Annotated in this window: 10 protein-coding genes; 1 reads left to right on the forward strand and 9 read right to left on the reverse strand. The window is 34.3% G+C overall.

All coding sequences use genetic code 11. The features are described 5' to 3' along the window. Nucleotides 1-220 precede the first annotated feature (220 nt). Genes gatB through gatC form a run of 3 tightly spaced genes read right to left on the reverse strand, consistent with a single transcriptional unit; the run spans nucleotide 221 to nucleotide 3,422 of the window. The gene (gene gatB / locus KA828_RS07225; protein WP_070855034.1) at nucleotides 221-1,648 is read right to left on the reverse strand and encodes an Asp-tRNA(Asn)/Glu-tRNA(Gln) amidotransferase subunit GatB; all 1,428 of its coding nucleotides are present in this window, start codon (nucleotides 1,646-1,648) and stop codon (nucleotides 221-223) included. Nucleotides 1,649-1,660: 12 nt separating this feature from the next. Beyond that, nucleotides 1,661-3,118 (reverse strand): Asp-tRNA(Asn)/Glu-tRNA(Gln) amidotransferase subunit GatA, encoded by a 1,458-nt coding sequence (gene gatA / locus KA828_RS07230; protein WP_075108573.1) that lies wholly within the window; start codon nucleotides 3,116-3,118, stop codon nucleotides 1,661-1,663. Nucleotide 3,119: 1 nt separating this feature from the next. Further along, nucleotides 3,120-3,422 carry an Asp-tRNA(Asn)/Glu-tRNA(Gln) amidotransferase subunit GatC gene (gene gatC / locus KA828_RS07235; RefSeq protein ID WP_011275356.1) on the reverse strand — a complete coding sequence of 101 codons (303 nt, stop codon included), beginning with the start codon at nucleotides 3,420-3,422 and terminating at the stop codon, nucleotides 3,120-3,122. Between the two features lie 464 nt (nucleotides 3,423-3,886). Between gatC and putP the strand changes: the two genes are divergently transcribed. After that, nucleotides 3,887-5,425 (forward strand): sodium/proline symporter PutP, encoded by a 1,539-nt coding sequence (gene putP / locus KA828_RS07240; RefSeq protein ID WP_075108572.1) that lies wholly within the window; start codon nucleotides 3,887-3,889, stop codon nucleotides 5,423-5,425. A 60-nt stretch (nucleotides 5,426-5,485) separates the two neighbouring features. Here putP and KA828_RS07245 read toward each other — a convergent pair whose 3' ends face one another. The 6 genes from KA828_RS07245 to purB form a co-directional block, all read right to left on the reverse strand. Beyond that, nucleotides 5,486-6,691, reverse strand: a complete 1,206-nt coding sequence (locus KA828_RS07245) for a CamS family sex pheromone protein (RefSeq protein WP_193839149.1) — start codon at nucleotides 6,689-6,691, stop codon at nucleotides 5,486-5,488. A gap of 12 nt (nucleotides 6,692-6,703) precedes the next feature. Next, entirely contained in the window at nucleotides 6,704-8,707 is a 2,004-nt protein-coding gene (gene ligA, locus KA828_RS07250) for an NAD-dependent DNA ligase LigA (RefSeq protein WP_075108570.1), read from the reverse strand. A gap of 3 nt (nucleotides 8,708-8,710) precedes the next feature. Then, entirely contained in the window at nucleotides 8,711-10,903 is a 2,193-nt protein-coding gene (gene pcrA, locus KA828_RS07255; RefSeq protein ID WP_053030389.1) for a DNA helicase PcrA, read from the reverse strand. Further along, complete coding sequence (gene pcrB, locus KA828_RS07260) at nucleotides 10,900-11,595, reverse strand: heptaprenylglyceryl phosphate synthase (protein ID WP_210125930.1); 696 nt, start codon at nucleotides 11,593-11,595, stop codon at nucleotides 10,900-10,902. Before pcrB ends, pcrA begins: the two co-directional genes overlap by 4 nt. Before the next feature lie 280 nt (nucleotides 11,596-11,875). After that, complete coding sequence (locus KA828_RS07265) at nucleotides 11,876-12,178, reverse strand: YerC/YecD family TrpR-related protein (RefSeq protein ID WP_011275350.1); 303 nt, start codon at nucleotides 12,176-12,178, stop codon at nucleotides 11,876-11,878. A gap of 93 nt (nucleotides 12,179-12,271) precedes the next feature. Beyond that, nucleotides 12,272-13,567, reverse strand: coding sequence for an adenylosuccinate lyase (gene purB, locus KA828_RS07270; RefSeq protein WP_210125932.1), 1,296 nt, complete (start codon nucleotides 13,565-13,567; stop codon nucleotides 12,272-12,274). Nucleotides 13,568-13,802 lie beyond the last annotated feature (235 nt).

A 13,802-nucleotide genomic window follows, 5' to 3' on the forward strand; every position in this document is an offset into this window, starting at 1 on the left:
GTACTAGCGCTTAAAATGTACCAAAATTAAAAGGGAGCGGGACAGAATTCTTTTGAATTCGTCGTCCCACCCCCGCAAGGATGACTAGAACTGAGAAAAGCTTGATTTAAGCGCCTTCTCAGCTCAGTCAGCTACTGCGAATTTGCTAAATAGCATTATTATATTATTTTTTCCCAGACTGTTAATTAATCATTGAATGACATACAAATGCATAATCTAATTAGCGTTTATCTAATTCTTGTTTTAAAATTTGGTTTACTTTTTGAGGGTTAGCTTGGCCTTTAGATGCTTTCATAATTTGACCAACTAAGAAGCCCATCGCTTTGCCTTTACCATTCTTATAATCTTCAACTGATTGTGGATTATTGTCTAACGCCTCTGTAACAAATTGAGTTAAAGTAGCCTCATCAGAGATCTGTACTAAACCTTTGTCTTCCATAATTTGTTTAGCATCTCCACCATTTTCAGCTAACTCTGGGAAAACTTTTTTAGCGATTTTACTACTCATTGTACCGTCTTCAATAAGTTTAATCATACCAGCAAGGTTTTCTGGCGTTAATTGAGTATCTTGTAACTCAACTTGATTTTTATTTAAATATTCATTAACGCCACCCATTAACCAGTTAGATGTTAATTTAACATCGGCACCTTGGTCTATAGCACCTTCAAAGAAATCTGACATTTCTTTAGTAAGTGTTAAGACGTGGGCATCGTATTCTGGTAATCCTAAATCATTAACGTATTTCGCTTTACGTTCGTCTGGTAATTCAGGAATTGTTTCACGTACGCGTGCTTTCCATTCATCATCAACGTATAAAGGTACGATATCAGGTTCTGGGAAGTAACGATAGTCATCTGAACCTTCTTTAACACGCATTAAGATTGTTTTGCCAGTTGATTCATCGAAACGTCGTGTCTCTTGTCCAATAGTACCACCGTTCAATAATTCTTCCTCTTGGCGTTTTTCTTCATATTCTAAACCTTTTCTTACATAGTTAAATGAGTTAAGGTTTTTCAATTCAGTTTTAGTACCGAATTCTTTTTGTCCATAAGGACGTAATGAAATGTTGGCATCACAACGTAATGAGCCTTCTTCCATTTTACAGTCAGATACGCCAGTGTATTGGATGATTGAACGTAATTTTTCTAGGTAAGCATATGCTTCTTTTGGAGATCTGATATCCGGTTCAGAAACAATTTCGATTAATGGTGTACCTTGACGGTTTAAGTCAACTAATGAATAACCATCTTTATGTGTTGATTTACCAGCATCTTCTTCCATGTGAAGACGTGTGATTCCAATACGTTTTGTTTCACCATCTACCTCGATATCAATATATCCATTTTCGCCGATAGGTTGATCAAATTGAGAAATTTGATATGCCTTTGGATTGTCTGGATAGAAATAGTTTTTACGGTCAAATTTAGAATTTGTCGCAATGTCCATATTTAAAGCCATTGATGCACGCATAGCCCAGTCTACAGCACGTCTATTAACGACTGGTAATACACCAGGATATGCTAAGTCAATAACATTTGTATTTGAGTTAGGTTCAGCTCCAAAATGTGCTGGTGATGGAGAGAACATTTTTGAGTCTGTTTTTAGCTCAACGTGAACTTCAAGTCCGATAACTGTTTCAAAATGCATTATTTCCACTCCTTATAATTTTTCATATGCGTCATGTAAGTTGAATTGTGTTTCATATTGATATGCCACACGATATAACGTCTTTTCATCAAAAGGTTTACCGATAAATTGTAAGCCGATTGGTCTACCGTTTGATTGCCCACAAGGAACAGAAATACCTGGTAAACCAGCTAAGTTAACAGGTGTAGTTAATAAGTCATTAGCATACATAGTTAAAGGATCATCAATTTCATCACCTAAGTTAAATGCAGTCGTTGGTGCTGTTGGTCCTACAACTACGTCATAGTTTTCAAATACTTTATCAAAGTCATTTTTAATCAATGTTCTAACTTTTTGTGATTTTTTATAGTATGCATCATAATATCCAGAACTTAACGCAAAAGTACCTAAGAAGATACGGCGTTTAACTTCAGCTCCAAAACCTTCAGATCTAGACATTTTATATAATTCTTCTAATGTTTGAGCTTCTTTAGAATGGTAACCATAACGAATACCATCAAAGCGAGCTAAGTTTGCTGATGCTTCAGATGACGCAATAACATAATATGATGGAATACCATATTTAGTATTTGGAAGTGAAACTTCTTCAACTTCTGCACCTAAAGATTTAAGTGTCTCAACTGCATTCTTAACAGCTTCTTTAACATCTTCATTGATACCTTCACCTAAATACTCTTTTGGTAACGCTACTCTTAAACCTTTAATATCTTTACCAATATCTGATGTGAAGTCAACGTCTTCAACTGGTGCACTTGTAGAGTCATTTCTATCAACGCCAGAAATCGTTTCTAACACGATAGCGTTATCTTTAACATTACGTGTAATTGGTCCTATTTGATCTAGTGATGATGCAAATGCAACTAATCCGAAACGTGAAACACGTCCATAGGTTGGTTTCATTCCTACAACACCACAATATGCTGCTGGTTGACGAATTGAGCCACCAGTATCTGACCCTAAACTAAACGGTACTAATCCCGCTGCAACTGCTGCTGCTGAACCACCAGATGAACCACCTGGTACAGCTTTATGATCGAATGGATTAACTGTTTGTTTAAAGTATGATGTTTCTGTAGAACCACCCATAGCAAACTCATCCATGTTAAGTTTACCGATTAAAATGGCATTTTCATCATGTAATTTATTCATTACAGTTGATTCATAAATAGGAACAAATCCTTCTAACATTTTACTTGCACATGTTGTTTCCACGTCTTTAGTAATAATGTTGTCTTTGATTCCCATTGGAATACCAAACAATTTACCTTCCATTTGGCCTTTTGATTGTAATTCATCTAATTCTTTAGCTTTTTTAATTGCATTATCTTTATCTAATGCTAAAAATGATTTAATTGTAGGATCCGTTTCTTCAATTGCATCATAGATGTCTTTGACAACTTCTGAAGGCTTAATCTCATTGTTTTTAATCATTTCTGATAATTTTTCAACTGATTCATAACGAATACTCATCTTAAGCTTCCTCCTCATTCATGATAGCTGGTACTTTGAATTGACCATTTTCTGTCTCTTTAGCATTTTTTAATGCAAGTTCTTGAGGAATGCCCTCGATTGCTTCATCATCACGTAACACATTTTGTAAATCTAATACGTGATACGTTGGTTCAATACCTTCTGTATCTGCTGTATCATTTTGCTTAGCAAAATCTAAGATACTTTCAAGTGTATTAGCCATTTCTTCAGTTTCTTCTTCAGAAATTTGAAGTCTTGCTAAATGTGCTATATGTTCAACCTCTTCGCGTGTAACTTTAGTCATTTATTAAAAGCCTCCTTATTACTCATTCATCATAAAATTGTATCAAATTTTCACTTAAAAATCTAAATATTTATTGAATCAACACTACGGTAAAGCATTGTGAATGGTTCATTGATAGAAAAACAAGATCTTTTTGCACCACAATTGATGTAACTCAATTATAATTTTTGAGATATATGTGGTTTATATTTTGCATTTAAGGACATTAAACATTTAAATATTCACATCACACACAATAAGATTGTTAAATTTCACTTTTTAAAAACCCTTTATTATTAAGTGTTTAAAGTGTTTTTATTTTTAAAAATAAAAATTAACACTTCTCTAAACCATTCATCACATTGTATAATATTACATGTAACTAAATTAATTAAAAAGGTTGCATACATATGTATTTAAAATTTATCAAAGTTTATTGAACATCTATGCATCTACTTCATTAAAATCAAAGGGGGTATTTCTATATGCTTATTTTAGGAGCAAGCTTGCCTAGTCAAGTGAATACCAATTGGCAAACATACATAATGATTGCGGTTTATTTTATTATTTTGCTTATTATTGGTTATTACGGCTACAAGCAAGCTACGGGTAACTTAAGTGAATATATGCTTGGTGGTCGAAATATCGGACCATATATTACAGCATTATCTGCCGGTGCATCAGACATGAGCGGTTGGATGATTATGGGGCTTCCAGGTTCAGTCTATAGCACAGGCTTATCAGCAATTTGGATAACAATCGGACTTACATTAGGTGCCTATGTCAACTACCTTATTGTGGCACCAAGATTGAGAGTGTATACAGAAGTGGCAGGCGATGCAATCACCCTTCCTGATTTCTTCAAAAATCGACTTAATGATAAAGAAAATATTATTAAAATTATTTCTGGTTTAATCATTGTAGTATTCTTCACATTATATACTCACTCTGGCTTTGTATCGGGTGGTAAGCTGTTTGAAAGTGCATTTGGATTAAACTATCACTTTGGATTACTACTCGTTGCTGTCATCGTGATTGCCTATACTTTCTTCGGAGGTTACTTGGCTGTATCGATTACCGATTTCTTCCAAGGCGTCATTATGTTAATCGCGATGGTTATGGTTCCTATCGTTGCTATGTTGCAACTTAATGGTTGGGATACTTTTTCTCGAGTAGCTGAAATGAAACCAACGAATATGGACTTATTTAGAGGTACGACTACACTTGGTATTATTTCTCTATTTGCTTGGGGTCTAGGTTATTTTGGTCAACCTCACATCATTGTAAGATTTATGTCTATAAAGTCACATAAAATGTTACCTAAAGCACGTCGATTAGGTATTAGTTGGATGACTGTTGGCCTACTAGGTGCTGTAGGCGTTGGTTTAACTGGTATTGCGTTTATACCAGACAATCACGTTAAGATGGATGATCCTGAAACGTTATTCATCATTATGAGTCAAATTTTATTTCACCCGTTAGTAGGTGGTTTCTTATTGGCTGCCATTCTTGCAGCAATTATGAGCACGATTTCATCACAATTATTGGTTACTTCAAGTTCCTTAACAGAAGACTTCTATAAATTAATTCGTGGTGAAGAACGCGCAAAATCACATCAAAAAGAATTCGTATTGGTTGGTAGACTTTCTGTATTAGCGGTTGCCATTGTTGCTATCGCAATTGCATGGTCTCCTAATGACACAATTCTGAATTTGGTTGGTAATGCTTGGGCAGGCTTTGGCGCATCTTTCAGTCCATTAGTATTATTCTCACTTTACTGGAAGAAGTTAACTCGAGCTGGTGCGATTAGTGGTATGGTAGCTGGTGCGCTCGTGGTCATTATTTGGATTGTATGGATTAAACCTCTAGCTGGTATCAATGAAATTTTTGGCATGTATGAGATCATTCCAGGTTTCTTAGTTAGTGTTATTGTTACCTATGTTGTTAGTTTGTTAACGCAACATCCTGGTGACTTTGTTGAACGAGACATTGAGAAAGTTAAATCAATTGTTCGTGAAAAATAGCATGATTATATTAAAAACTACGGATAGCCTATCATTTAGGCATTATCCGTAGTTTTTTAATTAATTGTTATAAATATGAACTTGAGGTTCTTTGTCCTCTTTAGATTTACTAATTAGAGCTCTTGGCGTATTGCCATCTTTAATGCGAATTTCATAACTATCGATATTATCAAAATATTTCTGCGCTTGTTCTGTAACATACTGCGTAATACCAATCGTCTCAGCTTGACCATAGTAATCAATCGGTAAGTCTATTGTTAATTGGGTTGGTTTCTTACCTTCAAATTTCACTTTACCTACTGCTTGCGTAAAATTAGTAAAGTAAGATTGTAGATTATTATTGAATTGCTTGAAATTATTATTTAAATTCTCATTATACTTTTCAGCTGTTGATGAAGGTAAGAGTGCTGAAACTTGATCAATTTTATTCCATTTATTAATTTTAGTTTGGTCATCATCCACTGTAGTATTGGCGATGAATTCACCTGGAGTAATTGAATTTTGATCTGATTGTTTATAAATCGCAAAATGAATAGGAATATCTTTAAGGTCATCATTGGCTCTTAATCTCGTTAAGATTTCGGATGCCATTTGTTTACCTTGTTTTTCAATTTCCTTATCATCAAGTTCCTTACTATAAGTTTCTCCATCTTTTTCTTTTTGATAGTAATAAACACTATTCATGGCTAAACCAATTGTCATACCTTTTATATTTTTGCCTTTAGTATCACTACTATCATAGAAATCTTGTTCAAGTATGTTAGATAAATACGCAGGTGATTGTTCTGCGATTTTTTCTGGATCATCCTCACCTTTATGTGATGGATTCAAACCTAAATTTTCACTCGCATTGTTTGATTCCTTCTCTTTATCACTCATCTTATCTATTTCTTTTTTAGTGTATTTAGGATTTAAGTAACTATTAATTGTATCTTTATCTAAATATTGACCGTCTTGATATAGATAGTCGTCAGTCGGAAAGACATCTTTACTTAATTTCAATAAACCACTTTCAAAATCATCACCATTGTAGCTATTTGCCATATTATCTTGTAATACGCCACGCGCCTTGCTTTCTTTAAATGGCAGAATCGTACGGTAATTATCACCTTGTACATTTTTATCTGTTGCTATTGTCTTAACATTATTTGAGTCTGATTTTGTTTCTTGCTTATTTACAGATTGATTATTTTTATTATCATTGTCATTGCCACATGCCGCTAACAGCACAAGCGACGTTAAAATTAAAAATAGGGTCCGCTTCATTGCCGTTCTCCTCTAACTTGATATTTCATTTTGTTTTGCCACAAATTGTTCTTCTGTCCAAATTTCAGTACCAAACTTTTCAGCTTTAGTTAATTTAGAACCAGCATCTTCACCCGCAATTACTAAATCCGTATTTTTTGTTACACTACTTGTAACTTTCGCACCTTGTAATTCTAACCAAGCGGATGCTTCTTTGCGTGTTAACTGCTGTAATTTCCCTGTTAAAACGATGGTTTTATCTTTAAAATCAGGGTGACCTTCTATGTCCGACGTCTTAATTCCATTATAAACCATATTGACATCTTTGTTTTTTAATTTTTCAATCAGTGCTTTTATATCTTCATTTTCTAAATAAGTCACTACTGATTGTGCCAATTTATCACCAATGTCATGTATACTAATAAGTTCCTCTTCGGTCACTTCAAGCAAACGATCCATTGTTTCATATTTCTCAGCTAAAACTTGACTCGCTTTTACACCTAGATGGCGAATACCTAAACCAAATAGCAAATGCTCTAATGAATTGGCTTTAGCATCATCAATAGCTTTAAGTAAATTGTCTACTTTTTTAGAACCCATGCGCTCTAGTGGTAATAAATCATCTTCAGTTAAGTAGAAAATGTCAGCCACATCTTTAATCACTTCATGATGATAGAGTTGTTGGATTATTTTTGTGCCTAAACCATCTATATTCATAGCCTGACGTGATACAAAGTGAATTAACCCTTCAACTAGTTGTGCTTGGCACTTTGGATTAATACAACGTAATGCAACTTCACCCTCGATTCTTACCAATTCATGACCACAACTTGGACAATGCGTAGGCATAGAATAAGGTGACGTACCTTCAGGACGACGCTCCGTGATACTTCTTACAACTTCTGGAATGATGTCACCAGCTTTTTTAACTACGACGCTATCTCCAATTCTAATATCACGTTCACGTATTAAATCTTCATTATGTAGTGATGCTCTAGAAACTGTTGTTCCAGCAACACGTACTGGATTGAGAATTGCCGTTGGTGTCACAACGCCTGTTCTACCAATACTTAACTCAATATCTTGTAATGTTGTAACTACTTCTTCAGCTGGGAACTTATATGCAATAGCCCATCTTGGAGATTTCTGAGTGTATCCCATTTCATCTTGTTGCTCTATGTCGTTTACTTTTATTACAATACCATCAATATCATAAGGTAGTTGTTCACGTTGATTTGTCCATTTCTCAATGTATGCTAATACACCTTCAATATCATCAACACGTGCACGTTCATGATTTGTCTTAAATCCTAAGCGATCTAACTCATCTAACGCACCACTTTGAGTGGTTGCTTTAAAATCTGTAAAATCATTAACACTGTATAAAAATACGCTCAATTTACGTTTAGCAGCTAGTTTTGGATCGAGTTGTCTTAATGAACCTGCTGCAGCATTACGTGGATTCGCAAATGGTTGTTCATCATTTTTTTCTTTTTCTTCATTGAGTCTTATGAAAGAACTACGTGGCATATAAGCTTCACCACGCACTTCAAAACTAAGCGGCTCATTAATTTTCAATGGAATCGCATGTATGGTACGTAAATTTTCAGTGATATCTTCCCCTGTCGTTCCATCGCCTCGTGTCAAACCTTGAACGAAACGACCATCTACATATTTGAGTGATACAGCTAGACCATCAATTTTCAATTCACACATATATTCAACTTTACCAACTTGTTCACGAATACGTTGATCAAATCGACGCAGCTCTTGCTCGTTGAAAGCATTACCTAAACTTAACATTGGTGTATCATGGTTCACTTTCTCGAACGATGATTGCACCTCTCCACCTACACGAACGGTAGGTGAATCAGGTGATTTTAATTCAGGGTGTGCTTCTTCAATATCGATTAATTCACGTAATAATTTATCGTATTCACTATCAGGTACAGAAGGATTATCTTGTACATAGTATTCATAGCCATATTGATTCAATAAATCATGTAACGCTTTCACACGATTTTGGATATTGTCCATACATTAATCCTCCTTTTTCTCGATTGGCGCAAATTGTGCTAAGAGACGTTTAGGCCCCTCTGATTTAAATATAATGTCCAATTCAACAGAACCATTTTTCTCATTGACATTGCTTACCATGCCTTCGCCCCATGCTTTATGAGTCACTTTATCTCCAACATTCCAGTCAGAAGCTGAAACTTGTTTTTTTGATGATGTAGTACGTTTGCTAAATCCACGTTTAGGTTGTTTTGATGTTTTAGGCGTAATCGTTTGACGTTGTTGCTTAGCTGGCGTTTCTAATAAATCTTCAGGAATTTCACGTAAGAATCTTGAAGGCATATTAGATTGTGAACGACCGTACAACATACGGGATGTCGCATGCGTGATATATAATACTTCTTCAGCTCTAGTTATGGCCACATAACAAATACGACGTTCTTCCTCCATTTCATGGTCGTCATCACTCTTAATTGCACGAATATGAGGAAATAGTGATTCTTCCATTCCCATTAAGAATACGACTGGGAATTCTAATCCTTTCGCAGAGTGCATTGTCATAAGTGTTACGCCATTTTCAATTTGCGCTTCATCAATATCCGCCACTAATGATAAATCTGTTAAAAAGTTAATAAGTGATTGTTCTTCTAAAGGGGTATTCTCTTCATAATCTTTTGGTACGGACATAAACTCATCGATATTCTCTAATCTACTACGTGACTCTATCGTTTGTTCACGTTCAAGCATGTCTCTATATCCTGATTTATCTAAGATTTCAACAACAATTTCACTTACTTCTAGAAATTCCTGTTCTTTGATTAAGTTTTGAATCAGTTCATAAAACTTAATACATTCTTGCGTTACTTTTTTCGAAAGACCAATAAAGTCTACTTCTGCCAAAGCATCAAACATACTAATATTATTATCCATCGCATAGCGTTGAATTTTCTCAACAGATGAAGGGCCAATGCCGCGTTTAGGCACATTAATGACACGTTGTAAACTGATATCGTCATTACTATTGGCAACTATCCTTAAATAACTTAGCAAGTCTTTGATTTCTTTACGGTCATAGAACTTTTGACCACCAACCATCGTATAAGGAAGATTAGATTTCATAAATGTTTCCTCTAAGACACGTGATTGAGCATTTGTTCGATAAAGTATTGCCATATCACTATAATCTTTTCCAGCTTTACGGTGCTTCATAATTTCTCTAACTACATATTCAGCTTCATCACGTTCTGTCATTGCTTCATAGTATTTGATTTTTTCGCCACCTGTATTTGCTGTCCATAACCCTTTTGGTTTTCTCTCTGAATTATGTTTGATGACCTCATTGGCTGCAGTTAAAATCGTCTTAGTCGAACGATAATTTTGTTCTAAAAATATTGTTTTAGCATTAGGATAATCTTCTTCAAATGATAAGATATTTTGAATATCTGCACCTCTCCAGCCATAAATAGACTGATCTGAGTCACCAACTACGCAAAGATTTTTGAATTTACTAGCTAATAACTTCACTAAAGTATATTGCGCTTTGTTCGTATCTTGGTATTCGTCTACATGAATGTATTGGAATTTGTTCTGATAGTATTCAAGTGCATCTGGAATACGTTCAAATAGCTGAATTGTCTTCATAATCAAATCATCAAAATCAAGTGCTTCATTACGCGTCAATTGACGTTGATATCCACTATAAACCGTAGCAACCATTTGTGAATGGAAGTCATTCGCCTCATTAATTGCATCTTCAGGTGTTTTGAGTTCATTCTTCAAATTACTAATTGCACCAATAAACATTCTTGGTTCAAAACGTTTACTGTCGATATTTTCATTTTTAAGGACATCTTTAATGACAGATTTTTGATCGGTTGGATCAATAATTGTAAAATTACGTTCAATGCCTATTCTATCTGCATCACGTCGCAATATTCTTACGCACATAGAGTGGAAGGTAGACATCCAAATCACTTGTGCCTCTTCACCTACTAATTGTTCAACACGTTCTTTCATTTCTTTAGCGGCTTTATTAGTAAAAGTGATCGCTAATATATTGTAAGGAGAAACGTCTTTTTCATCTAATAAATAGGCGATACGATGAGTTAACACTCTCGTTTTACCTGAACCAGCGCCGGCCATAATTAACAATGGACCTTCTGTCGTTCTTACCGCTTCACTTTGCTCTTTATTCATATGATCAACTAATGAATTCATTTATTAGACTCCTTTTTTATTTTTACTGTTTTTATCGCTTTTTTAATGTCTTCATAAATAATATTACCTACTACAATAGTGTCTGCATGTTGTGACATTTCTCTAGCTTGTTCAATAGACGTAATACCACCGCCATACACCAGTTGCGTATTCGTTAATAAACGTGATGCAGCTTCAACCGTCGCAACATCACCATATTCTCCACTATATTCAATGTACATCATTGGCAATTTATACATCTCATTAACCATTTGTGCATATGCCTCTACATCTTCAATATCTAAATTCGTATTAGCCTGTGTTAGTTGTGCTACTTTACTATTTAGATTAAGCACGAGATAACCTTCTAACACGACTTCATCAAAATTAACCATAAAACCAAATTGCTTCAAGGCTTGATGCATTATTCCGTTATGATATGTCGTATCCTGACTATTTAACACTGTAGGTACAAAATAAAAATCAAAGCCCGGAATAATACTTTCAATATTAGATATTTCAAGGACTAATGGTAATGGATATCTTCTTACTCTACTCATCAAATGAATGACATTATCTTCAGTAACATTATCTGTGCCACCAATCATGATAGCATCTGTATTTGACATACATAGTGTATCTAAATCGTTATCACTAATTTCTTTTGCAGGATCTAATTTGAACACATGTTGCCACGCTTTAATGTCATACATAATCCCTTAACTCCTTTTTTTAACATACACCAAATTATATCATTTTTAGGGTGCCAATTCTAAATAGAATCATTGGAATTTATACAGTTTATAAGGAAAACAAATTATACTTATTTGCAGATATACTTGTGAAAAAAATTAATTTTAAACCTATATTTATAAACAGTTATCCCTTCGCATTGAATGTACAGATAAAATGCTCCCTCCAAAACATTCAAATGAATGACCATTTCGAAGGGAGCAATTCACGTTATAACTTAGCGTTTAACGTTATGATATATTATTTTTTCGTTTCTATATTTAGTCGTTCCAAAATCATCGTATACGCATCATTACCCCATTGTAATGAACGTTTCACTCTGGAAATTGTTGCTGTTGAGGCGCCAGATTCCTTTTCGATAGTAGCATAGGTATAACCCTGTTTAATCATTTTAGCAACTTGTAGTCTTTGAGATAACGATTGAAGTTCATTAACAGTGCATAAATCATCAAAGAATTGATAACATTCTTCTCTATTTTCAAGTGTAAGAATTGCATCAAAAAGTTCATCTAACGCTTGTCCTCGTAATTTCTCTATTTGCATCTCAAACAACCCCTATAATCCGTTTTCAATATACTCTCATTTTAACGCATTAAATAGTTAAAGTGTAGTATTTTAAATGAAAACAGTCACTTATTATTCTAATCCTGCACGTTTGAAAATAGTATCAACTTGATTTAAATGGTGTTCAGGGTTGAAACATTCATCTAATTCATCTTTAGAAAGTACATTTGTAATCGTTTCATCTTTCTCTAACAATTGACGGAAAGGTGTTTTCGTTTCCCAAGATTCCATCGCTTTAGGTTGTACTTTATCATAAGCTTCTTCACGAACCATGCCTTTATTGATTAATGCTAATAATACACGTTGTGAGAAGATTAATCCGAATGTTTTATCGATGTTATTTCTCATATTATCTTCAAACACAGTCAATCTATCTATAATGTTTGTAAAACGATTTAATGCATAATTCAACGCAATTGTAACATCTGGTAACATGATACGTTCAGCTGAAGAGTGAGAGATATCACGTTCATGCCATAATGGCACATTCTCGTATGCAGTTGTAATATACCCTCTGATTAATCTAGAAATACCTGTGATATTTTCTGAACCAATAGGATTACGTTTATGAGGCATTGCTGATGAACCTTTTTGGCCCTTTGCAAATGCTTCTTCAACTTCTCGTGTCTCAGTTTTTTGTAAATTACGAATTTCGACAGCAAATTTTTCAAGTGATGTAGCTATTAAAGCTAACGTAGCGATATAGTAAGCATGACGATCACGTTGTAATGTTTGTGTTGAAACTGGTGCTGTATCAATACCTAAGTGTTCACATACATAGTGTTCTATTTCAGGTGGAATATTAGCAAACGTACCAACTGCGCCACTCATTTTACCCACTTCAATTTCTTTTCGAACTTCTTTGAATCGTTTTAAATTTCGTTTCATTTCAGTGTACCACAATGCCATTTTAACACCGAACGTCGTTGGTTCTGCGTGTACACCGTGAGTACGCCCCATCATCAATGTATATTTATATTTTTTTGCTTTTTGTTCTAAAACATCTATGAAACGCTCAATATCTTTTTCTATAATTTCGTTAGCTTGTTTAATTACATAGCTTAGTGCTGTATCAACGACATCTGTTGAAGTTAAACCATAGTGTACCCATTTACGTTCTTCACCTAAAGTTTCTGAAACTTGTCTTGTAAAAGCAACAACATCGTGACGTGTTTCTTGTTCAATTTCTTGTGCGCGTTGCACATCAACTTTAGCGTTCTGTCTTATCTTTTGTACATCTTCTTTAGGAATGTGGCCTAATTCACTCCAAGCTTCACAAGCTAAGATTTCAACCTCTAACCAAGCTTCGTATCTGTTTTGATCAGTCCAAATATTTGCCATTTCTTCTCTTGAATAACGATCAATCATTTCTAATCTCCTATTCTATGTATAAAATTTATAATTCAAAACTGTACATTAAACGTAAATTATCTAAAATAGTTCGTCTTTAAGACTTCAATTTTAGTTTAACAGATTATATATCAAATGTATAAATCTTTTTTTACAAACTTAGTATAATAGATTTCTTTTAAATAATACACTCATCTATTAACAATAGAACTATAAAAAGAGTGAAAAGAAGTTTGGTTCTACGCAAACATCG

This window comes from Staphylococcus sp. GDY8P85P, assembly GCF_017892405.1.
Classification (GTDB): domain Bacteria; phylum Bacillota; class Bacilli; order Staphylococcales; family Staphylococcaceae; genus Staphylococcus; species Staphylococcus borealis.